The organism is uncultured Roseibium sp. (assembly GCF_947494555.1).
GTDB lineage: Bacteria > Pseudomonadota > Alphaproteobacteria > Rhizobiales > Stappiaceae > Roseibium.
Genome location: NZ_CANLVF010000002.1, coordinates 1,197,226 through 1,222,365 on the forward strand (window position 1 = coordinate 1,197,226; position 25,140 = coordinate 1,222,365).

Genomic DNA, 25,140 nt, shown 5'->3' on the forward strand with positions numbered 1-25,140 from the left:
CCGGACACCCACATGCCAAAACCAGATATTCTCATGACCAAGCCGATGCTGCCCATCGTCCAGGAGCAGCTCGATGCCGAGTTCACTGTCCACCGGCTTTACGAGGCTGCGGACCCGGAAGCGATGCTTCGGGAGGTCGGAGACACAATCCGCGGTGTTGCCATGTCCTGGGTGGAAGTCGATGAGGCCTTTCTCGCTAAGATGCCTAACCTGGAGATCGTCTCAAGTTTCGGCGTCGGCTACGACCACATCGATACGGATGCGTGCCTTGCTGCCAAGGTGATGGTTACGCACACGCCCGACGTTCTGACCGAAGAAGTCGCCGACACGGCCATCGGCCTGATGATCATGACCGTGCGCGAGCTTGGGCAGGCCGAAACATGGCTGCGCGACGGCAGCTGGACCGGCAAAGGCGGATATCCTCTTACACAAGCAACCGTGCAGGGACGTACACTCGGCATCTTCGGGCTCGGGCGCATCGGCAAGGCGATTGCCAAACGGGCCGAGAGCTTCGGTCTCAAGGTTCATTATCACGGCCGCTCCCGGCAGGACGGAGTGGACTACCCCTATCATGCGAGCCTGACTGCGCTCGCGGAGGCCTGCGACACATTGATGGTGGTGGCGCCGGGCGGCGCAGAAACCCAACACGCGGTGAACGCGGAGGTGCTCTCCGCGCTCGGACCCGATGGCATTGTCATCAATATCGGCCGCGGCTCCGTGATCGACGAGGCTGCGCTCGCCGAAGCTCTGGAGACAGGCAGGATCTATGGAGCCGGACTGGACGTTTTCGAAGAAGAGCCCTGCACGCCGGAGCGCCTGATGAAGCTGCCTCGCGTCACCCTGCTCCCGCATGTCGGATCGGCATCCCAGGCCACCCGCAACGCCATGGGCCAGCTTGTCGTCGACAATCTGAAGAGCTGGTTTGCAACGGGAAAACCTGTGACGCCGGTTCCGGAAATGAGCTGAAATTTCAGCTGCTAACGAAGACTTTCAACCAGAGCTGACCCGATCGTTTCAATGGCCTTGTTTCGGGTCTGGAAAGCGGCCGTCGTCTGGGTGATGTAGACTGCGATCACCACCGGCTTGCGCCCTTCCGGCCAGATAACCGCTATGTTGTTGCGCGATCCGTTCGCGCCGGCGCCGGTTTTGTCGGCAATGCGCCAGTCCTTTGGCAGTCCGGCCCGCAGGGTCTTGTTCCCGACCTTGTTGCCTTCAAGCCAGCCGGTAAGCGTGTCCCTCGCCTGAGGGTCCAGAGCATTGCCTAACACCAGTTTGCGGAGCGTTTCGGCTGCCGCCCACGGCGTGGTCGTGTCCCTTGGATCACCCGGAATGCCCGTGTTCGACTCCGGTTCCCAGCGGTCGATGCGGGTCTTATCATCGCCGATCTGCCGCAGGTAGGCAGTTACACTGTCCGGCCCGCCGAGTTCCGCCATGACAAGGTTCGCGGCGGCATTATCGCTTATCGTGACCGTGACTTCGCACAGTTCCGCGATTGTGAAACTCTCACCGCCGACGCGCTTTTCTGTAACCGGTGAGTAGGAAACAATATCACTCTCCTTCACCACCACCTCGCGCTTCGGATCGGCCGTTCCTTTCGCGGCGGCGTCCAGCAGCGCCGCGCACAGGAGAGCCTTGAAAGTGCTGTTCAGGGGAAAGCGCTCATCGCCTTTATTCGACCAGGTCTTGCCTGTTTGCGTGTCGATGATCGCGACACCGACCCTGGCCGACAATCGGGCTTCTATGTCCTGGACAGTGCTCGCGACCGGACCGGGGTCAAAGTCTGCTGCTCCAGCGGGAACAACAGACAGGAACGGGATCAACAAACCCAGGAGGGCAAACCTGCGACTGCTCAAAATCATCATCGTCTCCAGACAGTGTGAAAAATCGCCTGCTGCGTTCTGCCCCCCTTATGGACCGCTTCAGACGCGACAGACATTGCGCTTGCCTTTCACATAAGACAAATGATGATTGATAACGTCAGGCATGAGAAAAACTTGGCCATGTTCAATTGCCGTCCTGTTTCGATGCAAGGTGAGGTACGGAGTGATCTGCTGTTTCAAGGCTTGTCATGCCGAATGCTGCACTGCAGAGAGCTGCAACCTTCAGTGTCTGGAGTGTGCCTAACTGGGCTAGGCAAGAAGCCACCGGAACCTGGGCTGAGGCGACGAAGTGCCGTCCTCATCCTGAGGAAGCGCGTAGCGTTGTCTCGAAGGATGCGCCGCAGTCTCCGGGTGCGCGGCCCGACCTTCGAGGCTTCGCTTTGCTGCGCACTTCAAGATGAGAAGAAATTGTGACAATCGCACTTGTCTCAAGACCTGGTCCTGGCTTGTGTTTTGAAGGCGGGTGGCGAATAGAGCAAAGGCACACCCTGCAAACCGGAGAGTAGCGAGTACGCCATGGACCTTTCCAGAATACCCCTCAACGCGCTACGTGCGTTTGAAGCGTCGGCACGGTTGCAGAGTTTCACACGCGCCGGACTGGAACTCCGCGTTTCGCAGACAGCCGTCAGCCATCAGGTGAAGTCGCTTGAGGAAACGCTTCGGGTGCCGCTCTTCAAACGTGGGGCGCGGGGTGTCACGTTGACGGATGAGGGTCAAGCTCTGCTCCCTGTCCTCAGCGACGCGTTCCGCCGCATGAGCGATGCACTCAACCGGCTTGAGGACGGCAACTTTCGCGAGATTCTGACAATCGGTGTCGTTTCAAGCTTTGCCACGGGATGGCTTTTGAGCCGCCTGCGCGACTTTTCCTCGCTCCATCCGCACATCGATATTCGCCTGAAGACTAACAACAATCGCGCCGATCTGCTCACAGACGGGCTGGACTGCTTTATCCGCTTCGGAGACGGAAGCTGGCATGGCACGGAAGCTGTTGCCCTCTTCGGTGCAAAGCTGTTTCCGGTCTGCGCTCCGGAGTTTGCGCGGCTCCTTCGCGCACCGGCAGACCTGTTGGAAAAGCCCCTGCTCCGGTCCTACCGGCTGAACGAATGGGCGCTCTGGTTCCAGTCAGCTGACCTGCCGCCGCCACACAGCCGGGGCTGGATGTTCGACACGTCGCTTGCGATCGTCGACGCCGCCGCCCAAGGCGCCGGCATCGGCCTTGTGCCGGTAAGACTGTTCGAGCGCGACCTTGAAAGCGGACGGATCGTGCAACCCTTCGACATTGGAATTGAAACCGGCGGCTACTGGCTCACCTGGCTCAAGTCTCGCGAGGAGACCGCCGCCATGCAAACGTTTCGAAGCTGGCTGAAGGACCAGGCCGCTGCCGAGACCTGAAGCGTGTCACGCCTTGAGGCCAACAACCATCTCGCGCTTGCCGGCGAAACCCGGCTTCTTTTCAATCTGAAATCCGGCGGCCTGGAGGTTACGGCGCACCCAGCCGGCTGCGGTATAGGTTGCAATTGTTCCACCGATCACCGTCAGGTCCGCCGCCGCTTTCAAAAGCCCCTCATCCCACAGTTCCGGGTTCCTGGCCGGACTGAACCCGTCGAGATACCAGGCATCAACGGCTATGGGATCTTGAGGCGCGCAGGCCTTTTCCCCTTGAGTGCTGGAAAGGTCCGAAATCAGTTCTCTTGCATCACCGACCCCGAGTACCAGCTTGGCGCTGCCAACCGCTATCTCGTTCCAGCCCGGCTCCGGCTGCCACACGCTTAGCAGTTCTTCAGAGTAAGCATTCAGTTCCGGGAAAGCGTTCAATGCTCGCTTCAGCTGAGATAAAGCGAGTGGAAAAAGTTCGAAGGAGACGAAGCTGAGTTCCGGTGGGCTCTTGATTTCGCCAAGCGCTGCCAGCGTCGTCAGGAAGTTGAGCCCTGTCCCAAAGCCGAATTCCGCCACCGTAAAGTTTTCGCGGCCCTGAAGCCGTTCCGGCAATCCATTTCCAGCCAAAAACACATGCCGGGTCTCTTCCAGTCCACCTGCCTTTGAGAAATAGGTGTCCTGGAACCCTGTGGCTTTCGGCACATCGCCTTCCAGCCATTCCAGTTGAGGTGCCCTTGTGACCATTGCTGTTGCGTCCTTACGCCATCGGTAGCAAACCTGACGCTCATTCTGCGTTCCAATTTCTTTGCCAAAACCGCCGTGTTCTCTTATGAGAGCCGATCATTGCAATCAAGACCGGAGACCGAGCGAAACATGCCGCCTGCCACTGCCGCGCCATTTGACATTGCCATTGCAGGTGCCGGGATCTTCGGTCTTTCAATCGCCCGCCGCGCCATTCAACAAGGCCTTCGTACGGTCGTACTGGAGGCAGAACATATCGGCGCGGGCGCCAGCGGCGGTCTGCTCGGCGCCCTGATGCCGCATATGCCCGCACGCTGGAATCCGAAAAAAGAGTTCCAGTTTCAGGCGCTCCTTTCACTGGAAGACCATGTGCGCCAACTTGAGGCGGACACTGGCTTAAGCTGCGGTTACACCCGCTGCGGACGCATCCTGCCGCTGACAACGCAGGACAAGCTCGATCATCATCTGGAGCGCGCGGAAGAGAGCAAAACACGCTGGCGTCCGGAAGAGACAGGATTTTCCTACGTGGTTGAACCTGCAGGCCGCCGGTCGGACTGGCTGGACGCGGCTGCAGCTCCTTATGGCATCGTTTATGAGACCCTGGCAGCACGGGCCTCGCCTCGCCTCTACCTTTCTGCGCTGGCCGCCTTCGTTCGCCGCGAGGGAACATTGCTGGAAGGGGCCAAAGTCGTAGGATACGAAGAATCGTCCGGCCGGGTCTCACTTGACGGGCAGACAGATCTGTTCGCCCGAAATCTCGTCCTTTCCGGCGGATTTGCAGCCTTTGACCTGATCGACCTGTTTGTTGGAGAGCGGATTGGCCGCGGTGAGAAAGGTCAGGCTCTTCTACTTGACGGCAAGGGTTTGGAAAACAAACCTGCGATCTATTGCGACGGGCTCTATGTGGTCCCGCACGGTAATGGCACTGTGGCGGTCGGCAGCACTGCGGACCGGGAATTTAATGACGCGTTGCCCTCACCCGCCAGAACCGCTGAACTCATTGCCCGCGCACAGTCCTTTTGCCCTTCGCTGGACGGACGTGACATTCTGACCGAATGGGCCGGTATCCGGCCAAGGTGCAATCGCCGCGATCCCGTGGCCGGCAAGCTGCCGGGCTCCGAAAGGGTGTATGCGGCGACAGGCGGCTACAAGATCTCATTCGGCATTGCACATTTGATTGCCGATTGCCTGATCTGCGAAATGACAGACCAAAAACCGCGGCATCCCTTGCCGCAAACCTTTCAGCCGGATCATCACTTCGGTGAGAACCTGCTGAAAAGAGATCGATGATCGGCGAAACATAACGCACCGTTTCCTTGCAGCGATCCACAAGGCCGCACAGGGGTATGGGCGATATCTTAGAGTGAAGAACGTGAAGGCGTTTGGTCTAAAGAGCCGATACGATCGTGTAGAGACCGAAAAAGCTGATGGAGATTGAACCCCAGAAAAGCAGGTTCTTCGCGACAAGAACCGGAAGGCTTGCAACTTCGACGCGCCGTTTCGGCAGGACAGCCGGTTCGGTTCTTCCCAACTCCGGGTTACGAACTTCCCTCATTGCTGTCATGGCTCTGGCCATAGTGGCGATCCTCGAAACTTGGCGCGCTTAAGACGCTAAAACGTAATTCTCCGTCGCATTAGTAATAAGCATTAGGGAGCAAGTGTTTAACTCCCGTTTAAATTCAGTATGAATGCTTTCTTAATTTCTGACATGTGGAAATTAATCCTATACACAATTTGTTTTCGTCCCTTTTGATTGCGGCAGGACTCGGCCAATGTCAGATTTTACAATACCGAGTATAGAAACAGGGAGTATTCGAGGTATGAGCCTTTCCAGTGTGCGCGAGCATCTTTCTGCTGCTGCGCCGGACCTCGTCATCATTGAGACGGAGGACAGCAGCGCAACCGTGGAGCTGGCGGCACAGGCCCACGGAGTACTACCCGGACAAATTGCAAAAACGCTTTCGCTTCAGGTGCGCGACAAGATCTTTCTGCTTGTTGCCCGCGGAGATGTCCGCCTGGACAACAAAAAAACAAAAGCCGCGTTTGGTGCGAAGGCCAAGATGCTCGGCCGCGAGGAAGCCGAAAGCCTGACAGGTCACCCCGTCGGAGGCGTCTGCCCGTTCGGCCTGGCACACCCCCTGCCCGTTTACTGCGACGTATCGCTGAAGGATTTTGATGTTGTGATCCCGGCAGCGGGCGCCACAAACGCAGCTGTCAGAATCGCGCCGGACCGAATGGCCGATATCACTGGCGCAGAATGGGTTGATGTGTGTCAGTCGCCGAGTGGGAGCACGCCGTAGAAGTCACTCTTCAGGTGGCAGAGACAAGACCTAGACCCGGTAGTAATCCCTGTACCACTCCACGAACTTGGCGATCCCTTCGCGCACACTTGTTTTCGGCGTATATCCCGTGAGCGATTTGAGTAGATCGGCATTGGCCCAGGTCGCGACGACGTCACCGGGCTGCATCGGCATCAGGTTTCGTTCAGCCTTCTTTCCGGTTGCCTCTTCAATGGCATCGATGAATTCCGTGAGCTGAACGCTTGTCGAATTGCCGATATTGACGATCCGCCAGGGTGCAACCGGCGAAAGGCTGTCGCCTTCCGGTACCTCTTCGCCGTCACCGGGACGCACAGGCACCGCGTCCATCAACAGACGGATACCTTCAACGAGATCCTCCACATAAGTGAAATCCCGCTTCATGTCGCCGTAGTTGTAGACGTCGATCGGCCGCCCTTCGAGAATTGCCTTGGCAAACTTGTGATGCGCCATGTCCGGCCGGGCCCAGGGCCCGTAGACGGTAAAAAAGCGGAACATGGTGATGGGAAGATCATAGAGATGGGCATAGGAATGCGCCATCGATTCCGTTGCCTTCTTGGTCGCCGCATAGAACGAGACCTGATGATCGGCCTTGTCGGTTTCCGTGTAGGGCATCACCTCATTCGCACCATATGCTGACGACGTCGATGCCAAAAGCATGTGCTCCGGAGGATGGGCACGGGCGGCCTCCAGAAGCTCGAAAGTGCCGCAGATATTGCTTTCCAGATAGGACCGGGGGTTTTCGATTGAATAACGAACGCCTGCCTGGGCTGCCAGATGAATGACGAAATCGGGCTTTTCCGTCCGAAACAGCGACATGAGGAGGTCCGATGCCTCGACCCTGTCGTTGATCGCCTGGAAATGCTCGTGCTGCAGGAGCATCTGCTGCCTGCGCTCCTTGAGCCGGACATCGTAGTAGTCCGTCATGGCGTCCAGCCCGATGACCCTGAAGCCGTCCTTTAACAGACGCGTGCACAAAAAGTATCCGATAAAGCCCGCTGCACCAGTTACCAAAACGGTTTTCATCTGCGCCTTTAGCCCTTTAGAGCCCTTCGAGGAGTGTTGGAAGGCGTCTTAAAGGGCTTCGCGGCCCCGGGCAACGGCAAAGTCCGGTCCCGGCTCGGAAATAAATTTTACAGTCGCGCCGAGTGCCAACGAACGAACCAAAAGAATGGAGCAGCGTCCTGATGGAACGCTGCACCGCCTTCGTTCACCTGAGCTGATGCGCTGCCTTACGAGTTCAAGAACCCGCGTTCGCGAAGATACGCAATCACTTCCTCGGCAATGTCCTCCGGATCGCGATTGACGTTGCGAATATGGACTTCCGGGTTTTCAGGCGCTTCATAAGGACTGTCGATGCCGGTGAAATTCTTGATCTCGCCCCGGTCAGCCTTCGCATAAAGACCTTTCGGATCGCGTTGGCGGCAAACCTCAATGGGTGTGTCGACAAAAACCTCGACGAATTCTCCCTCGCCCAACAGGTCCCGTGCCATCTGCCGCTCGGCCTTGAACGGTGAAATGAAGGAGACCAGGGTGATAAGACCGGCATCGGTGAAGAGCCGTGCGACCTCGCCGACGCGGCGGATGTTCTCGACACGGTCCACGTCCGTGAAGCCGAGATCCTTGTTCAGGCCATGGCGGACGTTGTCGCCGTCAAGCGTATAGGTGTGCCGCCCGTCGATATGGAGTTTCTTTTCCACTATCGAGGCAATTGTCGACTTGCCGGATCCGGAAAGGCCGGTGAACCAGAGAACCGCGGGTTTCTGGCCCAGCTTTTCGGAGCGTGCCGTGCGGTCGACATCAAGCGCCTGCCAATGAATATTGCTCGCGCGCCGAAGTGCGAACCACACCATGCCCGCACCAACGGTGGCATTGGACATCCTGTCGATCAGGATGAACGATCCCGTCGATCTGTTTGCTTCATAGGGGTCGAACGGAACGGAAGACGACAGTGCAAAATTGCAGAACGCGATCTCGTTGAGTTCCAGCGTCTTTCCGGCGACATGCTCGAATGTGTTGACGTTGATCTTGTGTTTGATTTCCGAAACCGTCGCCGTCACGGTCCGCGTGCCGATCTTCAGGAGATAGGGGCGTCCCGGTAGCAGCGGCTCGTCGCTCATCCAGATCACATGAGCGGCAAACTGATCGGCGACATCGGGGCGATGCGCGGTCGATGACAGAAGGTCCCCGCGCGAGATGTCGATTTCGTCTTCCAGCGTAATCGTGACCGCCTCACCGGCTCGCGCTTCGGGCACCTCCCCCGCCGCGCCGACAATGGTCTTCACCTTCGATATCTTGGCCGGTCCGGCCACAACAAGTTCGTCGCCGGTTGCCACGCGGCCGCTTGCGATCGTTCCTGAATATCCGCGAAAATCGAGATTGGGCCGATTGACCCACTGAACCGGAAAGCGGAATGGCGCCTCCAGAGCGTCTTCGCCGACCTCAACCGTCTCCAGATGCTCGAGCAGCGTCGGGCCCTGGTACCAATCCATGTTCTGGCCTTTGGCCGTGACATTGTCACCGAAACGGGCCGACATCGGAATCGCCTGGAGTGTCTCGAAATCAAAGCCGTTGGCAAAGACCTCGAAATCCTTGCGGATCTCGTTGAAACGGTCTTCCGAGTAGCCGGCGAGGTCGATCTTGTTGACCGCCAGCACGACGTGACGAATGCCGAGGAGCGAGGCGATGAAGGCATGGCGGCGTGTCTGGACCATGAGACCGTTGCGTGCATCCACCAAAAGAACCGCGAGATCTGCCGTCGACGCGCCGGTTGCCATGTTGCGGGTGTATTGCTCGTGGCCGGGCGTATCGGCAACGATGAACTTGCGTTTGTCCGTGGCAAAGAAGCGGTAGGCAACGTCGATCGTTATGCCCTGTTCACGTTCCGCCTCCAGGCCGTCAACGAGAAGGGCGAGATCGATATCTTCCCCGACCGTTCCGTGTTTCTTGGAATCGCGTTCAAGCGCGGCCAGCTGATCCTCGAAGATCAGTTTGGTGTCGTAGAGCAACCGGCCGATCAGGGTCGATTTGCCGTCATCCACGGAACCGCAGGTGAGAAAGCGCAGCTGATCCTTGGTTTCCTGTGCAAGGATATAGTCTGTGACCGCGGTTTCGGCGGCTTCTTTAACGTCTGCAGTCATCTTAGAAATACCCTTCCCGCTTTTTCTTTTCCATGGACGCGCTTTCGTCCTTGTCGATCAGGCGCCCCTGGCGCTCGGACGTGCGGGCAATCAGCATTTCACGAACGATGGCGGGTAGCGTATCTGCGTCCGACTCAATGGCGCCGGTGAGCGGATAGCAGCCGAGTGTCCGGAACCGGACCTTCTTTTCCTGGATGATTTCGCCCGGCAGAAGCTTCATTCGGTCGTCATCGACCATGATGAGCATGCCGTCCCGTTCCACGACCGGTCGCGTGGCCGCCAGATAGAGCGGCACCATCGGAATGTTTTCCGTCAGGATGTACTGCCAGATATCGAGTTCAGTCCAATTGGACAGCGGAAACGCCCTGATGCTCTCCCCCTTGGCAACGCGGGCGTTGTAGAGGTTCCACAGTTCGGGACGCTGGTTCTTCGGGTCCCAGCCATGATTGGCGTTGCGGAAGGAAAAGACGCGTTCCTTGGCGCGGGACTTCTCTTCGTCCCTGCGTGCCCCGCCGAAGGCAGCGTCGAAGCCGTATTTGTCGAGCGCCTGCTTGAGGGCTTCGGTCTTCATGATGTGCGTGTGAACGGACGATCCGTTGTCGAACGGATTGATGTTCTTTTCCAGCCCTTCGGGGTTTGTGTGGACCAGTAGATCCAGTCCCAGGCGCTTGGCCGTGTCATCGCGAAACCGGATCATGTCCCGGAATTTCCAGGTGGTATCGACATGAAGCAACGGGAACGGCGGCCTGGAAGGATAAAAGGCCTTCATGGCAAGGTGCAGCATGACGCCGGAATCCTTGCCGATGGAATAGAGCATCACCGGATTGGAGAACTCTGCCGCCACTTCCCTGATGATATGGATGCTTTCCGCTTCCAGACGCTTCAAATTGCTGAGGCGCTCGGGCGTGATCCCGTGAGATTGCATATTCATGTTCGCTTTTTCCGTTATGTCCGGCGAGCCGGCTTTATCTGGATCTGTCCTGTCTTTTTTGTGGCAGGGACTTAAAAGGCCTGTGCAGGTTCCGGCAGGAGCGCCGTGGAGCTAAGGGCAATGAAATGCGGATTGCGCAGATCGTCCTTCGTTGCCTTGGGGGGAACCCGATAGACAAAGTCCGACCCGCTCTCGGCATAAACAACCGAACCGCCCGCGGCACGGACAACGGCGTCACCGGCAGCGATATCCCATTGCATGGTCGGTGCGAGCCGTGGATAGAGGTCGGCCTTTCCGGCTGCCACCCAGCACAATTTCAGTGAAGAGCCCACCGAAAGTCGTTCTGCCACATTGAGCCTGTCGATGAGGGCGGATGTTTCTTTCGAAAGATGAGACCGGCTCGCCAGCACGCTGAGACCTTCGCTCGGCGGTGTCCGTACGGTGATGTGTTCGGCATCCAGGATGCTGCCCTGCACAACATTTGCCTTGTAGGCGCTTGCTGATCCGGAGGTGGCAGCGCTCGCGAGAGTGCCCCAGTAAATCTCACCAAGGGCAGGCGCATAGACGACGCCAAAAACGGGAACCCCATCATCTACAAGGGCAATATTGACAGTAAACTCGCCGTTCTTCTTCAAGAACTCCTTAGTGCCGTCAAGCGGGTCCACAAGGAAATAGCGCGTTCCGACCGCTGGCAGGTCACCTGCCTCAACGGCCTCCTCGGCGACCACGGGAATATCGGGGAAGGCCTCCGTCAAACCGTCAAGAATGATTTTTTCAGCGGCTGCGTCAGCCTTGGTGACCGGAGAGCCGTCGAGCTTGTTTTCGACTTCGAACGGCTCGGCATAGATCTTCAAGATCTCCTCACCGGCTCGGACAGCAAGCTGGCTCAGTAAGGATATCTGCTCTTCAGTCATGAACGCCTCGTATTCCCCAAAACCACTTGATTCCGGGATATAATTTCACTCTTTTCAGTCCGTAGGTAACTGGAACGCGCGTCTCAATACAAGAAACGCTGTTCCACAGATGCCTCAGAATGGAAAACCCGCGAACACTCCCATCCTTGCATGAAGGTGTTTTTTCCTCTTGGCCTTCCTCAGTGCGAACAGGCGCGCAATCTGAGCTGCGCTCTCCCGAAACCGTACGCGCATTCTTGCGTGCCGGTGCGGAGCCTCGCTCTCCTGTTCTGCTGCAATGCAATATTACCTGGCCGGCACTCTAAAATCTGAAAGCGCGATCCGCAACAAAACTCTTCAATAAATTGCAATTAAACATCTGACTTCAACCATAAATTACTTTTAATTTTATTTCATTTTTATCTTTTTACGTTGTTTAACGAATATATTCAGAAAATTACCCTTCGGAAATTCTAGCGAAACGGCTTTCGTGGCTAAAAGCGGAATATTCAGAACTTTCTAAACGTTTTCGAGGTCAGATTCACTTCTTGGAAACGGCTTTGCACTAAGCTCAATTGACAATAGGGGCTGACCGATTTCCGAGCCGATGCGAGATGATCATGTCTAACGCCGATCCTGCACCGCAGCAAAACGCGGAAAATGAAGACGCAGACGAGTTCACGCCACGTGAGCGCCGAGCCCGTGTTTACAAGAAAGGCAAGATGGTCTTTCAGAACGGATTGAGATCTATTCCGTGCGTCGTCCGGAACATATCCGACGGCGGCGCGATGCTGGAATTCGATCAGGCCTACATCCTGCCGAAGGATTTCGAACTTTACATCGATCTGGAAGACTACGAGGTCTCATGCGAACGCCGCTGGGAAGCGGGTCTGAATTGCGGTGTCATGTTCACGAGTGAAAGGCGTCACGTTGCACAGCAGCGCCGCCAGGCGCTCAACCCGTCCGATCCGGTTCCGCAAAACGGCCTTGAGCCGCTTTTCGGCGGCCGGAGCAAGAGTGCCGAACCAGAAGAAGAAGCAGATCCAGCGGCAGACGAGACCAGCAGTGAAGATAACCGCCCTCATCCGCCGGCAGGTGGCAAACCTTCTTTCGGCAGACGGCGTTGACCGCGAATTTCTCATGCAGGTTCGAGCCCCGATTCACGGAATGACAAGGACTTACTGGTAAAAAGGACAGGTTCCTGGGTGCCATGCGTCCCCGAATGACCGTGAGAAGTAAACGAACATGCCCGACCTAGAAGAAACAAACGCGCAGCCCAACGGCACACAAGAAGACGGCCCAGGCGAGCGCGCCCGCAGGACACGCGCCCTGAAGAAAGGCAAACTGATCTTCAATCGCGGTCTGCGCTCCGTTCCCTGTATTGTCCGCAACCTCTCGGAAACCGGTGCAAAGCTCGAATTCGAGCAGGCCTACCTTCTGCCTCAGGAATTTGTGCTCCAGATCGATCTGGAGGACTTCGAGGTCACCTGCGAACGGCGCTGGGAAGACGGCCTGCGCTGCGGTGTCGAATTCACCAGTGAAAAGCGCCCGGTCGGCAAACTGCGCGCGCAGATCCTGAAATCGTCGGACGAGGCACTCAAGGAAGAGATCGACGAGCTGCGGGATTCACCCGACAACTATTTCTCGCGCAAGCGTGTTCTGGACGCACAGAAACAGTCCGCTTCCGAACAACCGACCCGAACCGCCCGCCCCTCCGCCAGCAGCAAACCCGGCTTCGGCCGCCGGCGGTAAAGCGCGGAAAAACAATCCTAGATTGTCCTGCTTTAGTTATCACCTGACAGTTCGGTCATTTTGAAGGACGCGCGACCGCAAGCGTCGAGCCCGTCCTTTTGAAGGTATGGCCATGCCGCTCCGTTGTCGGGTTAGATGAAGTCAACGCAGTTTCCAAATCAACTTGATTTACGATCTTTATTCAGCTTTTTTGTTCCTTGAATCTCCAACATATTCAATGTTGCGTACACACCTTCGTGGTGAAATATGGAAATTTCCTTTTTGGAAAAACTAACTATTAGAACATCAATATTGAAAAAGCACTCACCAAATAAATCTAAGTGCTCTGCAACCAAATCTTTCAGATTTTGACTTTCTATCTTGAAAGGCCCGCATTCTTCCTCGTACGAAATCTCAGTAATCACATAAAGTTCACCGGAAGATTTATCTGCGAAACCACATTCATCAAGTATTTCAGTGTCTTCCATTGACTCCCAACCCACCAATTGGTGAAATTCAACTTCAGCTTTCATTTTTTCAATATATATTTCAATATCCTTCATTTCCGCACAATGAAAACCGAAATTTTCTTGAAATTTTTGTTCAAATTCCTTCCAGGTTATAAGTATATTTGGAACAACAATCATCTCTGCCACTTCCTCTTCTTATTGTCTCTCTGCCTTTAATGAAGACTTTTCTGATGACGGGATAACGTCGCTGACCTGAACCAGGCAGGATATCGGCTCTTTGGCAATTGCAATATAGGGCATGGCTGGCAGCTCGATACTGACGCGATTTTTACCGACTTCGGAGCCACCTATGTGTTCATTATAGATCGGCGGATTGCTCAATCGCGGACCTGCCCACGTAGGGGGCGTCCCTTCTCCCAGCTCACCGTCCAACCAAGCCGAGCTGCCAAGTGGAATTAGATCTCTCTTGCCACCGCGCTGCAGGACCATCTCAGTCACAAACTAGGAGCGAAGTGAAGTTGCGCGCTACATAAGGAGAGTTTGCATGGCGTTTTTGGAGAGCAATGTCGTCCCAATTTGCACGTACGACATTAATGAACTTGGAAAAGCCAATATTCACGGTCTCGTCGGCACGGCCTTCTTTATTAACAACGAGGGCCATTTTCTGACGGCGAAGCATGTTATCGACGAGGCGATTGCCGAAGCAGAAGCGCGTTCTATTAAATTTGGTCTCGTCACCAAGGGCGTAGACGGCACCGTTCCAGAAAACATGATGGCCCCAATACAGGATTTTGATTTCGCACCAGACCCGTTTGATATTGCGGCTGGAAGGGCAGATTACCACCCCAAGACAACTCTTAAGGTCAAGCGCGAGAGGGTTTCCATGTGGCAAGAGATTGCATCTTTTGGATATCCTGAAACTGCTTCATATCGAGAAGGCAATGCCCTTTGGATGGATTTGCGAGGTTATCGCGGATATGTGCACCGACATACGCAGCCTGCTGACCGAGTGGGTGGAAAGCACCCTTCTGGATATGAGCTGAGTTTCCTTTTGGGCCCATGCTCGAGCGGGTGCCCGATCTTCTCTATTCCTGACGAGAACCTGATCGGCATCGGCGTGGGAAACTTTCGAAGCGAAAGAATCGTAGATCAATACACCGAAGTGGATGACAACGGAGATGAATACCGCGAGGTCCGGGTCGGTGTTGAACAATTCGGATTTGCCCATGATATCTTTGAGCTTCTTGAATGGAAGCCAAGCCCGCTAGAAGGGAAAACCCTTGAGGAAGCGATTTGTCCTTCGTAGCGGTGATGACGGCAATCTTTTTGGTGGAGCTTAAATTCTTGTTACGATCTGGCCGCCATCCGATGTTGTGCGCCACATCAGGGCTAATCTCAGTCACAAACTGGTGGCCAAATGAAGTTGCGCGCTACACAACAAGGAAACCACCACCTGACGAAGGGCGACGCATTGGTCAGAGCCTTAAATCTGCATTGTGTCTGAGAAAATTGGCTGGGGTGGCTGGATTCGAACCAGCGCATGCCGGTACCAAAAACCGGTGCCTTACCGCTTGGCTACACCCCAAGGCCGTGGAGACGCTGTATAGCGAGGTCGTTTCAGAAGCGCAAGCCTTTGCAGAGGCAATCTTCCCAGCAGGCACAGAAGTTTTCCCCAGGTCAAATTAAGGAGCCAAATCTGCGCGCAAGCAGGTTTTTGCTTCAAAAATTTCCTGCGATGAGGCAACCTGTAGCTGTATTATTGTTGCGGATTGGATTCATCATGTGCAATTCAGACAAGAAATTTGACAAGACAATCAATTTTCCAGACGGAGAAAGCGCAGAGCGAGCACTCAAGCACTACAATCCTCAAAGACAATGGGTATGCATCGAACAAGAGGGGAAAGATGAGTGCTTCGTGCCAAAAAAGGCAACAGACACAGGTAAACCCATAGCCTCCAATGCGTATCGCAAATTCCGACAGTTTGACGATCACGCCGTTGATGCCATGCTGAAAACGGCGGGTATTGTGGAAGCGCGTATGGCTACGCTTTCTCAACAACGCATTCAGGTCACTTTGGTGAACTCTGCGATCTGCGCCGGTATTTTCACGCTGTGTTCCAGTGACGTGATTTCACCAATAGCACTGAAAAACGCATATACTCACTTCGTTTCACTATCACTTACATTTGCATTTTTGTTCGGACTTGCGTTTTGGATAATTGTAAAATCAATCGGAGCAACCGAACTATATTATTTCAAACTTATTTCCACCTCGTTTTATTGCGCGGCGAAGCACTACCGAATCAAAACGCCATTAACGACTGCAAATGCGGCCTACAGAAATGAGATGGGCATTCTAAAGCCACTGCTGAAAAACCATACTTTTCGAGTGTTTGCCGCGATAAATTTCCTTCTACCGCTATTCACCTGGACAATTATCCTATTACTTTTTACGCAACAATAATTACCACTCACCCGTTGAAATTTTTCATCACTACTTCGTTTCAAAAATCCCTTGCGGGATCAAATGAGCTTTGCTAAATGACCCTCCACGCAGCCGGGCCTTGCCTCGCTGTTCCCGATGGATTTATGCTAAATCCAATTCAAGTGTCGGAGTGTAGCGCAGCCTGGTAGCGCACCTCGTTCGGGACGAGGGGGTCGGAGGTTCGAATCCTCTCACTCCGACCATTTTTCTGTTTTTCGCAATTCTGATTTGCAGCGTTTTTCACGAATGTGCGGTGTGCTCTGAGTTGTCCGGTTTCCCGGCCGATGGATGGTCCGGCATTTGGTGTCGGCGTCCGGCTGCTTCGCGCGAATAGAGCTTGTGCCTGCGACTGATTTCATACATATTCATATATTAGAATTTAACATGAGAGTTCTGCGATGTCCCTGTCCCGCCGTGCCTTTCTGTCCGGATGTGCCGCCTTGCCTCTTTCCGCGCAGTTCAGCGGGTTTGCGATGGCTGAGATTTCCATCGGCTCGGGGACGCTCACGACAGTCAGCGACGGAAACCTGACGCTCCCGGGAAGTTTCATTTTCGATCCGATGCCGCAGGACCAGCTTCTTCCGTTGTTGGAAAAGGCTGGGGTTTCGCAGGAAACGCTGTTTCCGGATTGCAATGTCTCGCTCTACCGCGATGGTAACAACACCATCCTGTTTGATGTCGGATCCGGACCCGATTTCCAGCCCTCGGCCGGTAAACTGGTGGAAGGGCTGGAACTGGCAGGCGTTGCCCCCGAAGACGTTACGCATGTCGTTTTCACACACGCCCACCCGGATCACATCTGGGGGCTGCTCGATGAGTTCGATGACCCTCTCTTTTCTGAGGCAAGTTACATGATCGGCCGGGCCGAGTGGGACTACTGGTGGAACCCGGAGACCGTCGACACGATCGGCGAAGCGCGCGCTGCCATGGCGGTCGGTGCCAAGCGCCGGCTCGAGGCCATCGAAGACACGGTCGAATTCTTTTCCGGCGGTGAGGAAATCCTCCCCGGGATACGCGCTGTCTCGACACCCGGGCATACGCCCGGTCACACGAGCTTCGAGATCAGACGCGGCTCCGAGGCTGCTCTGATAATCGGAGACGCCATCGGCAACCATCATATTGCCTTCATGCGGCCAGAGTGGCCGAGCGGGTCGGATCAGGATGTGGAGGTCGCCGCCTCGACACGCATTGCGCTTCTGGACCGGATTGTCGCCGATGATCTCAAGGTCGCCGGCTTTCATCTGCCCGGTGGCGGGATCGGCCGGGTTGAGCGCACGGGCGATGCGTTCCGTTTTCTACCGGAGGGTTCATAATGCGAGTTGTCGGGTTGATCCTTTCCGCTTGCCTTAGCGTTTCTGCTCACGCCAGCGAAGACATTGCGGACCAGTATCCGGGCTCCGCGCTTTATTCAAAACCGGTGGAGGTCATCCCACACGTCTGGTCGGCCATCGGCGCGACCGCTCCACCAACGTATGAAAACGCCGGCCACAACAACAACCTCAGTTTCATCGTGACCGGGGACGGCGTCGTCGTGATCAACGGTGGGGCGGCCTACATCCTCGCCGAAGCCTTGCATACGGAAATCAGAGCGGTCACCGACCAGCCCGTCAAGCTTGTCATCGACGAGAATGGTCAGGGGCACGCAATGCTGGGCAATTCCTACTGGTCCGAACAAGGCGTGCCGATTCTGGCCCATGTCGACGCAGCGCATGAAATAGAAGAACGCGGCAACCAGATTCTGGAGGCCATGAAGCGGTACAATCGGGACAAGGCCGAGGGCACCTTCGTCGCGCCGCCAACGCAAACATTTGAAGACAAACATGTCATCGAGATGGGTGATTTCCGCATCGAGGTCCTTCACCTCGGGCCTGCACACGGGCCCGGCGACACGCAGGTCTGGCTGCCTGACGAGAGCCTGGTGATTGCAGGCGACATGGCGTTTCACGAACGTATGCTGCCGATTTTCGAAGACACGATTGTTGCCGACTGGCTGGAGACCTGGGAAACAGGGTTTGAGGCGCTGGATGCGACCTATGTCATACCGGGCCACGGGCACCCGACAAACATGCCGCAAGTCCGCCGCTATACGCGCGACTACCTGCTTTACCTGCGCGAAAAGATCGGGGCACATCTTGAAGACGGTGGCGATCTGGCCGACGCCTACTATATCGACCAGTCACCATATGCTCATCTCGACACGTTCGAGGAACTTGCCACCAGGAATGCCGGCAGGGTCTACGAGCAGATGGAATTCGAATAACAAGGTCGCTCAGACAGCAAACGCTTTCGGCCGTTGAAGCGCCTCAGTTGCCGACTGCTTCGGCAACGATCTGCTGCATCAGGTTTTCGACCGCCTGCATCGATCCGTCAGGATAATCCTTATGCCCGATCGTGACGCCGTCGTCCGTCTCCGTGACGAAAATACCGTAAGGACAATGCGTGATGTTCATCGGGTCCTTTTCCATCACCTGACGCGAGATCACGGCGGAGCAGAACAGAAAGATGTCGGCGTTTTTGAAAATCTGAGCGTCGCTGCCCACATCGGCCCCGGTCCGATTGAGCATTTCGCCGACATGGCTGACAAAGTCTATGACCAGTCCCTGCCCCACAATCGCGCTTTCAACGGCAAAGGTCGCATCCTCGAAGGATCCGTCAAACGAATATGTGAAAGGCTTTTCGGCAATCGCAGGGGAGCTGAGTGCAAGTCCGAGTGCTGCCGCGAGTAGAACGGGTTTCATAGCCTTATCCTCCATTGTGACGAGCAAGCTTTGCATGCGGCCGCGCCCCGCGCATTGAGCTATGTCCATGCCGGGACGCGGAAATCAGGATCAGCCGAGCATGTCCGTGGTGATGCCGGTGTACCAACCCTCGGATTCCTCGTAGGTCGTCTTGCGCAGATCCGCGCTTTCACCGGTCTTTGAAATGAAACCGTCGACCTTGGCGATTTTCTCCGGCGTAGCCTCGTAGGTTGCACCCACCTTGACACCGTCATTCGGCGCGATCAGCGACCAGCAGGTGTTGGAGAATTTCGCCGGGAAAACCTTGGACCCGGTCAGCGCCCCGCGCACCGCATTGGCACAGACCTTGGCCTGCGAGTTGGCGGAGAAGCCCGATTTCGGCATATCGCCCTGGCTGGAAGCATCACCGAGGACGTAGATGTCGGCATTGGCTTTTGTCGACATGTCCGCTGCGTTCACCGGTGCCCAATTGCCATCCGTGACACCGGCAAGATCGGCGATGCGCCCGGCCTTCATGGCCGGGATGACGTTACACACGTCCACCTTTGTCTCTTCGCCATCAATTGTGACCGTCATGGCGCCCGGATCGACCGACACATTGCCGCCGCCGAAGTCTTCGCCGATCCAGTCGACCATGCCTTCGTAGTGGTTCGCCCAGCCTTCCTGGAAGAGAGACATCTTGGAGAATTTCGGCTTAGGATCGGCCACGATGATTTTCGCGGTCGGATTGTTCTGCTTCAGGAAATGCGCCACCATCGACACCCTTTCATAGGGTCCCGGAGGACAGCGAAAGGGGTTCGGTGGCGCAACCATTGCAAAAACACCACCTTCCGGCATCGCCATGAGCTGTGCCTTCAAAAGTTCCGATTGGGAACCGGCCTTATAGGCATGCGGCATCGCGTTTTGCGCGCTCAAGCCCCAGCCCTCGACGGCCCCTTCGACAAAGTCGATACCCGGGCTCAGGATGAGCTTGTCATAAGGCACCGATCCGCCGCCCGCCAATGCGACCGTTTTGGCATCCCGGTCAACGCCAACAGCCCAGTCATGGACAACGTTCACACCACCTGCGGCGAGGCCGCCATAGGTGTGCCCGATATCCTCGATTTCCTTGAAACCTCCGAGATAGAGGTTGGAGAAAAAGCAGGTGTAGTATTTGCGCGTTGGCTCGATCAGGACGACGTCGATCGCTCCTTTGCTGTCCTTGGCGATATAGCGTGCCGCAGTCGCACCGCCGGCACCACCGCCCACCACGACGACACGCGGTTTGCCCTGCGCCTTGACCATGGGGGCGGACAGGACCGCTGCCATTGCAGCCGTCGTACCGATAAACTGCCTTCTGTTCAGTGTCATTTCTTCCTCCCTAAATGCACTGTCATTGTTCAAGCGCGGCAAAATAGGCCGCCAGCGCTGCGATCTCTTCCGCGTTCAGCCGCCCGGCCATCATCTGCATGACCGGGTGGGCCCGTTTCTTGTTCTTGTAGGCATGCATTGCGACCACGAAGTCTTCCTCCGGCCAGAGCACAATTGACGGAATGCCGTCATCTGCGCCGTCGGCCTGGTGGCAAGTCGTGCATTCGCTGCTGAGATATTCTCCATATTCCGGGTCACCCTTGAGTGCGAGAATGTCGGGATCAAGATCGTGGTCCGTCGGCGTCGCAGTCGGATCCGCTTCCGGGATGTTGGCCGGATCATCGGAGAACGTGCGCAGGTAAGCGACAAGATTGAGCCGATCAGCGGACTTTTTCAGGCCTGAGAAACTCATGCGCGTTCCGCTTGCAAGCGCTCGCGGTTTTTCCAGAAACGCGTCCAGCGTGTCGGCATGCCACTCAAGTCCGCCGGTCCCGGCACGTACAAGCGCCTTGGAATACCGGAAGTCCTCGTGCGTCCCCGCCTGCCGGCCGAAGATACCGTTCAGGTGCGGACCGATACGATGCTTGGCGCCATCGCCCACCATGTGGCAGCTCTTGCATTTTTTGAAAACCGTCTCGCCGGCGACGGGGTCTCCGAACTCATCGGCGGCGGCCGCCGTGCACAGCAGCGTGAACGCAAGGAGCTGGAAAAGATGAGTGAGACGCATTCCCCCTCACTCTCCGACCGACTTGAGATATGCCGCGATGGCATCAAGGTCGTTCTGTTTCTTCAATCCCGAGAAAGCCATCTTCGTGCCTTTCATGTAGGATCTGGGCTTTGCCAGAAACTCCGCCAACGCCACCTCATCCCAAACCCGGCCTTCCTCGTTGGCAGCAACGAAGCCCTTGGAATACTTGTACCCTTCAACAGAGCCCATCTGGCGGCCGATCAGGTCATTCAGATGCGGGCCAGACTTGTTCTTTGCACCCACGCCAACCGCATGGCATGCGCCGCATTTCTTGAAGACCTTTTCACCCGCAGCCACCAGTGCGGGATCAACCGAGGGAGATGCGGCAGCAGACGGTGCTTCCTCAGTGGCAGTGGCATCTGTTCCGGTGGAAGGCGCAGCAGCGACGAATGTCGGCGTATCGTCTGCCGTCGCATGGTTCATGACAGACTCGCCACCATCTTCCGGTGTCACGTCGAGGAACGTCGCGCGCATGGTGATTTCGACGCTCGGCTTGCAGTTTTCCATGCAGGGCTCGCCGCGCCACTTGGCATATTCCAGCTCGGGACGATCATCGATCACGAACCCGTCCCTGTTATACATCTCGAACTCGGCGAAATTCTCGTGGCTCAATTCAAAATCGTCATCAACGAGATCGTTCGAATAAAGGATATAGGCGACGATCGCATAGGTCTCGTCGGCGGTGAGCGTCTGCGCTTCGCCGAACGGCATGGAGCGATGCACATAGTCCCAGACCGTAGAAAGATACGGCCAGTAGGATCCAACGGTCTTTACAGGATCTTTGTCGCCAAGCGTATCGAACCCGCCGGCAAGAACCGGCCAGTTGTCAACGCCCTCAGCGAAGTCACCGTGACACGACGCGCATTTTTCCGCGAAGACTTCCTCTCCCCAGTAGGCATCACCCTTGCCTTCGGGCAGACCGCGCCCGTCGGGAAGCACGTCAACATCCCATGCAGCAACCTCCGCAGGCTGCGCCTCCCGGCCAAGACCGAGCTTGCCGTCGTTACCCGGGGCAACTTCCGTCAGATCGGCAGCGTTTGCCTGACGCGCCGCAGCTGCTTCCTGGATCTCCGCGATCTTGTCTCTCAATTCTGATACGACAGCCGCCTCTTCGTCGGCGCGTTTGTTCGCCGTTTCAGCTTGCAGGGAAACCTGCTCGACGCGCTTTTCAAGCGACCCGATTTTCTTCTGTCCGTAGTCCATATTGGCGAACAACAGCGCGGCCGAAAGCGCGAGAGCCGTCCCACCGATGACCGGAAGAAAAACCTGGTTAAGAGACTTCGACATTCTCGGCGACCCCGTTTTCATCCACGAACCAGGTCTGGATGCAATTGTTGTGATAGACAGCGTTTTCGCCGCGCATTTCCCGCAGTTGCTGCTTCGTCGGCTGGACGTAGCCGGTCTCGTCCATCGCCCGCGACTGCAGAAGCATCGGGTTGCCGTCCCAGTCTATGTCCAGATAGAACCGGGTCAGGGCCTTGGTGTCGCCCTGCCTGCCGAGACGGGCCGTCTGCCAGGTGATACCGCCGTCCCTTGAGACATCGACCCGCGTGATCTTTCCGTGGCCGGACCATGCGAGCCCTGAAATGACCAAAGGGCCTTTTCCATGCGGGATTGGCATTTGCGGGCTTGGAGAGGTGATGACAGATTTTGCGTCCATCACCCAAGTCCACTTCCTGGCTGTGCCATTCTCGTAGACATCCGTGTATTTCGAGGTTTCCTCGCGGCTTTCCACCGCCATGTCGCTGACTTCGATGCGGCGCAGCCACTTCACCCACATGTTGCCTTCCCACCCCGGAACCACGAGGCGAACCGGGTAGCCGTGCTCCATGCGCAGGGCTTCGCCGTTGGCCTTGAATGCGACAAGCACATCATCCAGGGCCTTTTCCATCGGGATCGAGCGGCCATTCGACGAAGCATCGGCTCCTTCGACGTAGACCCACTTGTCCTTGAGGTCTCCGGCGGCGCCAAGGCCTGCCTCATTCAACAGCGTACGGAGGGGGACACCGGTATATTCCATGTTGTGGATCATGCCATGCGTGAACTGCGCGCCATTCAGCTGGGCTCCCGCCCACTCCATGCCGGTGTTTGCGGCACATTCGCAGAAATAGACGTGGTTCTCCCGCGGGAAGCGCTCCAGATCCGTGTATTGGAACACAAGGGGCTTGTCGACCAGCCCGTTGATCATGAGCCGGTAGTCTTCCTTGCGCAGCTCGATCGCACCGGAATGGTGGCGTTCAAACGCGCATCCCTGGGGAGTGATCGTCCCGTCGAGCGCGTGGATCGGCGTGAAGTTGATCGAGGAAATCGGTGACGCCGTCAACCATTCTACATTGCGGCGGACCACATCTTTTTCGAAACTGATCGGCATGCCGTAGGGCGTTTCATCCACGCCAGCGCCGGTAATCGATGCCCAGTCCTGAATTTCGGTGATCAGCGGATCCGTCTCTGTTGCACTTGCAGCCCCGGCAACCGACGCGCCTGCAATCGCGACACTGCCTTTCAGAAAGGACCTTCGGGATGTTCTGGTTTTCGCGTCCATCAAGAGGACTCCCTGCCTAAACTATGCACCAATGACTTCAACGCTGTTGCTCGGCTGTGTCGTCACCGTGCCAAGCTTGCGAATGTGATCTTCAACGACGTCCCAGATCTGCGGTCCTTCCGTGCCCTCGTTCACGCTGGCCCATCCCGCCACCACGTATGAGCGCGACGGGTCGATCGCCTCGCCGGTCTTCAGAAGGGTCATGTTGGAAATGCGGCTGCCCTGCGGCTGAGCGATATCGATCCGGTATCCAAGCCCGCCGGTGCGCACCATGTCGCCGCCCTGCTGGTAATAGGGATCCGGATTGAAGATGTTGTCCGCAACATCCTCCAGGACGACTTTCAGGAATTCGCCCGTCATTTCGGTCCGGTAGGCCTTGCCATAGGTCATCGAGGTCACGTTGAAGATGTCTTCGCGCGTGATCTCCTGACCCGGGATCAGCGACGGCCCCCAGCGCACACCGGGGCTGAGCGCGATTTCGGCATCGCGTTCAGACAATAGCGCATCGCAAATAAGGTCGTCCCAGGTGCCGTTGAAATTGCCCCTCCGGTATAGCAAGCTGTCGGTCTTGCCGATGACCTCCGACAACTCGTCAAGAAACGGCGCGCGTTGTTCATCAATGAGAGCCGCAATCTCTGCATCCGCTTCGATGACGTCGGAAAAGACAGGAATGAGCTTGTGGCGATAGCCCATGAGCTGACCATTGCGGATGTCAAGATCGACCCGGCTGACGAACTTTCCGTTCGACCCGGAGGGAACGATAATCGTCTTGCCCGACAGCACCGGTTCCGGCAGTGCATCGTGGGTGTGACCCGACAAGATGACATCGATCCCGCTGACCACGGTCGCCATCTTCTTGTCGACATCGAACCCGTTGTGGCTCAGGACAACGACGCACTCCGCGCCTTCCGCGCGCACTTCGTCGACCATCGCCTGCATGTTTTCATCACGGATGCCAAACGCAAATTCGGGGAACATCCAGCCCGGATTGGCGATCGGCATATAGGGGAAGGCCTGCCCGATGACCGCGACCTTGGTGCCGCCGCGCTCGAACATCTTGTAAGGCGGGAAGAGTTCCGTCGGCTCGTCCCATTCGACATCGAATACGTTCTGGCCAAGCGCCGCGAAGGGAAGGCCCTCGACGATTTCGGTAACGCGGTCGCTGCCGAGCGTGAACTCCCAGTGGAAGGTCATGGCGTCCGGATCAAGCGCGTTCATCACATTGACCATGTCTTGACCTGCCGTCTTGTAGCAGGTGTAAGAGCCGTGCCAGGTATCGCCGCCATCCAGCAGGATCGCGTCCGGTCGGTCCGCACGTATGGCCTTGATGACGGTTGCGACGCGGTCCAGTCCACCGAGACGTCCGTAGCCTTTCGCAAGTGACGAGAAGTCGCCGGAGCTCAGTGCATAATGGCTCGGACTGCCATCCGCGATCCCGTAGAGTTTGCGGAACTGCGCGCCGGTCACATGCGGCACCGCGCCACGGTTATTTCCGACGCCGATATTCTCCGACGGCTCCCGGAAATAAATCGGTTTCAGTTGAGCGTGGATATCCGTGACGTGAATGAGCGAGACATTTCCGAAAGTGTCGAATTCCAGAAGCTGGTCCTGAGTCAGCGCCTGCTGAGCCGCAAGCCGCGCCCAATTGCCGAAGCCCGAAGCGCCGACGACTGCCGATGCAGCCATTCCAACTTGAAGAAAATCGCGACGCGAGATCATATTCCTGAACGCTCCTTGAAACATATGCGCATAAGTGAATATTTCACATTGCAAAAAGGGCCTCGGCGATCAGCAGA

24 protein-coding genes and 2 tRNA genes are annotated in these 25,140 nt (G+C 56.5%); 11 read left to right on the forward strand and 15 right to left on the reverse strand.

The window, feature by feature from the left end; genetic code table 11:
• The first annotated feature begins 12 nt into the window (after positions 1-12).
• A complete protein-coding gene (locus Q0915_RS13975) occupies positions 13-966 on the forward strand; it encodes a 2-hydroxyacid dehydrogenase (protein ID WP_299472138.1) in 954 nt (317 codons plus the stop codon).
• A gap of 11 nt (positions 967-977) precedes the next feature.
• Here Q0915_RS13975 and bla read toward each other — a convergent pair whose 3' ends face one another.
• The gene (gene bla, locus Q0915_RS13980) at positions 978-1,859 is read right to left on the reverse strand and encodes a class A beta-lactamase (protein ID WP_299472139.1); all 882 of its coding nucleotides are present in this window, start codon (positions 1,857-1,859) and stop codon (positions 978-980) included.
• A gap of 537 nt (positions 1,860-2,396) precedes the next feature.
• On the opposite strand from bla, the gene Q0915_RS13985 reads away from it, so the two are divergent.
• On the forward strand, positions 2,397-3,272 hold the full coding sequence (locus Q0915_RS13985) for a LysR family transcriptional regulator (protein ID WP_299472140.1): 876 nt from the start codon (positions 2,397-2,399) through the stop codon (positions 3,270-3,272).
• Between the two features lie 6 nt (positions 3,273-3,278).
• On the opposite strand, the gene mnmD is transcribed toward Q0915_RS13985, so the two are convergent.
• The gene (mnmD, locus tag Q0915_RS13990) at positions 3,279-4,001 is read right to left on the reverse strand and encodes a tRNA (5-methylaminomethyl-2-thiouridine)(34)-methyltransferase MnmD (protein ID WP_299472141.1); all 723 of its coding nucleotides are present in this window, start codon (positions 3,999-4,001) and stop codon (positions 3,279-3,281) included.
• Between the two features lie 129 nt (positions 4,002-4,130).
• On the opposite strand from mnmD, the gene Q0915_RS13995 reads away from it, so the two are divergent.
• The gene (locus Q0915_RS13995; RefSeq protein ID WP_299472142.1) at positions 4,131-5,288 is read left to right on the forward strand and encodes an FAD-dependent oxidoreductase; all 1,158 of its coding nucleotides are present in this window, start codon (positions 4,131-4,133) and stop codon (positions 5,286-5,288) included.
• 97 nt (positions 5,289-5,385) lie between these two features.
• Here the strand turns inward: Q0915_RS13995 and Q0915_RS14000 are convergent, their stop codons facing one another.
• Positions 5,386-5,562 carry a hypothetical protein gene (locus Q0915_RS14000; protein ID WP_299472143.1) on the reverse strand — a complete coding sequence of 59 codons (177 nt, stop codon included), beginning with the start codon at positions 5,560-5,562 and terminating at the stop codon, positions 5,386-5,388.
• A gap of 256 nt (positions 5,563-5,818) precedes the next feature.
• Here Q0915_RS14000 and Q0915_RS14005 point away from each other — a divergent pair, with 256 nt between their 5' ends.
• A complete protein-coding gene (locus Q0915_RS14005) occupies positions 5,819-6,298 on the forward strand; it encodes a YbaK/EbsC family protein (RefSeq protein ID WP_299472144.1) in 480 nt (159 codons plus the stop codon).
• A 30-nt stretch (positions 6,299-6,328) separates the two neighbouring features.
• Here the strand turns inward: Q0915_RS14005 and Q0915_RS14010 are convergent, their stop codons facing one another.
• From Q0915_RS14010 to cysQ, 4 genes are all read right to left on the reverse strand, one after another.
• Positions 6,329-7,342 carry a GDP-mannose 4,6-dehydratase gene (locus Q0915_RS14010; protein ID WP_299472145.1) on the reverse strand — a complete coding sequence of 338 codons (1,014 nt, stop codon included), beginning with the start codon at positions 7,340-7,342 and terminating at the stop codon, positions 6,329-6,331.
• A 206-nt stretch (positions 7,343-7,548) separates the two neighbouring features.
• The gene (gene cysN / locus Q0915_RS14015) at positions 7,549-9,456 is read right to left on the reverse strand and encodes a sulfate adenylyltransferase subunit CysN (protein ID WP_299472146.1); all 1,908 of its coding nucleotides are present in this window, start codon (positions 9,454-9,456) and stop codon (positions 7,549-7,551) included.
• Between the two features lies 1 nt (position 9,457).
• The gene (cysD, locus tag Q0915_RS14020) at positions 9,458-10,387 is read right to left on the reverse strand and encodes a sulfate adenylyltransferase subunit CysD (RefSeq protein ID WP_299472147.1); all 930 of its coding nucleotides are present in this window, start codon (positions 10,385-10,387) and stop codon (positions 9,458-9,460) included.
• A 71-nt stretch (positions 10,388-10,458) separates the two neighbouring features.
• Positions 10,459-11,301: a 3'(2'),5'-bisphosphate nucleotidase CysQ gene (gene cysQ, locus Q0915_RS14025; RefSeq protein ID WP_299472148.1), complete on the reverse strand. Its 843-nt coding sequence runs from the start codon at positions 11,299-11,301 to the stop codon at positions 10,459-10,461.
• A 599-nt stretch (positions 11,302-11,900) separates the two neighbouring features.
• On the opposite strand from cysQ, the gene Q0915_RS14030 reads away from it, so the two are divergent.
• Positions 11,901-12,407, forward strand: a complete 507-nt coding sequence (locus Q0915_RS14030) for a PilZ domain-containing protein (protein ID WP_299472149.1) — start codon at positions 11,901-11,903, stop codon at positions 12,405-12,407.
• A 118-nt stretch (positions 12,408-12,525) separates the two neighbouring features.
• Positions 12,526-13,032, forward strand: a complete 507-nt coding sequence (locus Q0915_RS14035; RefSeq protein WP_299472150.1) for a PilZ domain-containing protein — start codon at positions 12,526-12,528, stop codon at positions 13,030-13,032.
• Between the two features lie 158 nt (positions 13,033-13,190).
• On the opposite strand, the gene Q0915_RS14040 is transcribed toward Q0915_RS14035, so the two are convergent.
• Positions 13,191-13,667 (reverse strand): hypothetical protein, encoded by a 477-nt coding sequence (locus tag Q0915_RS14040; protein ID WP_299472151.1) that lies wholly within the window; start codon positions 13,665-13,667, stop codon positions 13,191-13,193.
• Between the two features lie 358 nt (positions 13,668-14,025).
• Between Q0915_RS14040 and Q0915_RS14045 the strand changes: the two genes are divergently transcribed.
• Complete coding sequence (locus tag Q0915_RS14045) at positions 14,026-14,787, forward strand: trypsin-like peptidase domain-containing protein (RefSeq protein WP_299472152.1); 762 nt, start codon at positions 14,026-14,028, stop codon at positions 14,785-14,787.
• Between the two features lie 204 nt (positions 14,788-14,991).
• On the opposite strand, the gene Q0915_RS14050 is transcribed toward Q0915_RS14045, so the two are convergent.
• Positions 14,992-15,066: transfer RNA gene (locus Q0915_RS14050), tRNA-Gln, on the reverse strand.
• Between the two features lie 48 nt (positions 15,067-15,114).
• On the opposite strand from Q0915_RS14050, the gene Q0915_RS14055 reads away from it, so the two are divergent.
• The 4 genes from Q0915_RS14055 (at position 15,115) to Q0915_RS14070 (ending at position 18,226) form a co-directional block, all read left to right on the forward strand.
• On the forward strand, positions 15,115-15,945 hold the full coding sequence (locus Q0915_RS14055) for a hypothetical protein (RefSeq protein WP_299472153.1): 831 nt from the start codon (positions 15,115-15,117) through the stop codon (positions 15,943-15,945).
• A gap of 147 nt (positions 15,946-16,092) precedes the next feature.
• Positions 16,093-16,169, forward strand: a tRNA-Pro gene (locus Q0915_RS14060).
• Between the two features lie 195 nt (positions 16,170-16,364).
• Positions 16,365-17,279, forward strand: a complete 915-nt coding sequence (locus Q0915_RS14065) for an MBL fold metallo-hydrolase (protein WP_299472154.1) — start codon at positions 16,365-16,367, stop codon at positions 17,277-17,279.
• Entirely contained in the window at positions 17,279-18,226 is a 948-nt protein-coding gene (locus tag Q0915_RS14070; protein ID WP_299472155.1) for an MBL fold metallo-hydrolase, read from the forward strand. Before Q0915_RS14065 ends, Q0915_RS14070 begins: the two co-directional genes overlap by 1 nt.
• 43 nt (positions 18,227-18,269) lie before the next feature.
• Here the strand turns inward: Q0915_RS14070 and Q0915_RS14075 are convergent, their stop codons facing one another.
• From Q0915_RS14075 to soxB, 6 genes are all read right to left on the reverse strand, one after another.
• Positions 18,270-18,704, reverse strand: a complete 435-nt coding sequence (locus Q0915_RS14075; protein ID WP_299472156.1) for a DUF302 domain-containing protein — start codon at positions 18,702-18,704, stop codon at positions 18,270-18,272.
• A 90-nt stretch (positions 18,705-18,794) separates the two neighbouring features.
• Positions 18,795-20,054, reverse strand: coding sequence for an NAD(P)/FAD-dependent oxidoreductase (locus tag Q0915_RS14080; protein ID WP_299472157.1), 1,260 nt, complete (start codon positions 20,052-20,054; stop codon positions 18,795-18,797).
• A 22-nt stretch (positions 20,055-20,076) separates the two neighbouring features.
• Positions 20,077-20,781 (reverse strand): c-type cytochrome, encoded by a 705-nt coding sequence (locus tag Q0915_RS14085; protein ID WP_299472158.1) that lies wholly within the window; start codon positions 20,779-20,781, stop codon positions 20,077-20,079.
• A gap of 6 nt (positions 20,782-20,787) precedes the next feature.
• Positions 20,788-22,089 (reverse strand): c-type cytochrome, encoded by a 1,302-nt coding sequence (locus Q0915_RS14090; RefSeq protein WP_299472159.1) that lies wholly within the window; start codon positions 22,087-22,089, stop codon positions 20,788-20,790.
• Entirely contained in the window at positions 22,073-23,344 is a 1,272-nt protein-coding gene (gene soxC, locus Q0915_RS14095) for a sulfite dehydrogenase (protein ID WP_299472160.1), read from the reverse strand. The genes Q0915_RS14090 and soxC overlap by 17 nt, the downstream gene beginning before the upstream one ends.
• 21 nt (positions 23,345-23,365) lie before the next feature.
• Entirely contained in the window at positions 23,366-25,063 is a 1,698-nt protein-coding gene (gene soxB, locus Q0915_RS14100; RefSeq protein WP_299472161.1) for a thiosulfohydrolase SoxB, read from the reverse strand.
• Positions 25,064-25,140 lie beyond the last annotated feature (77 nt).

What these genes read in the sequence shown, in the direction of transcription:
- Q0915_RS14010 (WP_299472145.1), bottom strand. Translation starts at nt 7,342, where the DNA reads ATGAAAACCGTTTTGGTAACTGGTGCAGCGGGCTTTATCGGATACTTT.
- Q0915_RS14070 (WP_299472155.1), top strand. Translation starts at nt 17,279, where the DNA reads ATGCGAGTTGTCGGGTTGATCCTTTCCGCTTGCCTTAGCGTTTCTGCT.
- Q0915_RS14075 (WP_299472156.1), bottom strand. Translation starts at nt 18,704, where the DNA reads ATGAAACCCGTTCTACTCGCGGCAGCACTCGGACTTGCACTCAGCTCC.
- Q0915_RS14005 (WP_299472144.1), top strand. Translation starts at nt 5,819, where the DNA reads ATGAGCCTTTCCAGTGTGCGCGAGCATCTTTCTGCTGCTGCGCCGGAC.
- Q0915_RS13995 (WP_299472142.1), top strand. Translation starts at nt 4,131, where the DNA reads ATGCCGCCTGCCACTGCCGCGCCATTTGACATTGCCATTGCAGGTGCC.
- soxB (WP_299472161.1), bottom strand. Translation starts at nt 25,063, where the DNA reads ATGATCTCGCGTCGCGATTTTCTTCAAGTTGGAATGGCTGCATCGGCA.
- Q0915_RS14080 (WP_299472157.1), bottom strand. Translation starts at nt 20,054, where the DNA reads ATGACACTGAACAGAAGGCAGTTTATCGGTACGACGGCTGCAATGGCA.
- cysN (WP_299472146.1), bottom strand. Translation starts at nt 9,456, where the DNA reads ATGACTGCAGACGTTAAAGAAGCCGCCGAAACCGCGGTCACAGACTAT.
- Q0915_RS14045 (WP_299472152.1), top strand. Translation starts at nt 14,026, where the DNA reads ATGGCGTTTTTGGAGAGCAATGTCGTCCCAATTTGCACGTACGACATT.
- Q0915_RS14035 (WP_299472150.1), top strand. Translation starts at nt 12,526, where the DNA reads ATGCCCGACCTAGAAGAAACAAACGCGCAGCCCAACGGCACACAAGAA.
- Q0915_RS14030 (WP_299472149.1), top strand. Translation starts at nt 11,901, where the DNA reads ATGTCTAACGCCGATCCTGCACCGCAGCAAAACGCGGAAAATGAAGAC.
- cysQ (WP_299472148.1), bottom strand. Translation starts at nt 11,301, where the DNA reads ATGACTGAAGAGCAGATATCCTTACTGAGCCAGCTTGCTGTCCGAGCC.
- soxC (WP_299472160.1), bottom strand. Translation starts at nt 23,344, where the DNA reads ATGGACGCGAAAACCAGAACATCCCGAAGGTCCTTTCTGAAAGGCAGT.
- bla (WP_299472139.1), bottom strand. Translation starts at nt 1,859, where the DNA reads ATGATTTTGAGCAGTCGCAGGTTTGCCCTCCTGGGTTTGTTGATCCCG.
- mnmD (WP_299472141.1), bottom strand. Translation starts at nt 4,001, where the DNA reads ATGGTCACAAGGGCACCTCAACTGGAATGGCTGGAAGGCGATGTGCCG.
- Q0915_RS14085 (WP_299472158.1), bottom strand. Translation starts at nt 20,781, where the DNA reads ATGCGTCTCACTCATCTTTTCCAGCTCCTTGCGTTCACGCTGCTGTGC.
- Q0915_RS13985 (WP_299472140.1), top strand. Translation starts at nt 2,397, where the DNA reads ATGGACCTTTCCAGAATACCCCTCAACGCGCTACGTGCGTTTGAAGCG.
- Q0915_RS14000 (WP_299472143.1), bottom strand. Translation starts at nt 5,562, where the DNA reads ATGACAGCAATGAGGGAAGTTCGTAACCCGGAGTTGGGAAGAACCGAA.
- Q0915_RS14090 (WP_299472159.1), bottom strand. Translation starts at nt 22,089, where the DNA reads ATGTCGAAGTCTCTTAACCAGGTTTTTCTTCCGGTCATCGGTGGGACG.
- cysD (WP_299472147.1), bottom strand. Translation starts at nt 10,387, where the DNA reads ATGAATATGCAATCTCACGGGATCACGCCCGAGCGCCTCAGCAATTTG.
- Q0915_RS14065 (WP_299472154.1), top strand. Translation starts at nt 16,365, where the DNA reads ATGTCCCTGTCCCGCCGTGCCTTTCTGTCCGGATGTGCCGCCTTGCCT.
- Q0915_RS13975 (WP_299472138.1), top strand. Translation starts at nt 13, where the DNA reads ATGCCAAAACCAGATATTCTCATGACCAAGCCGATGCTGCCCATCGTC.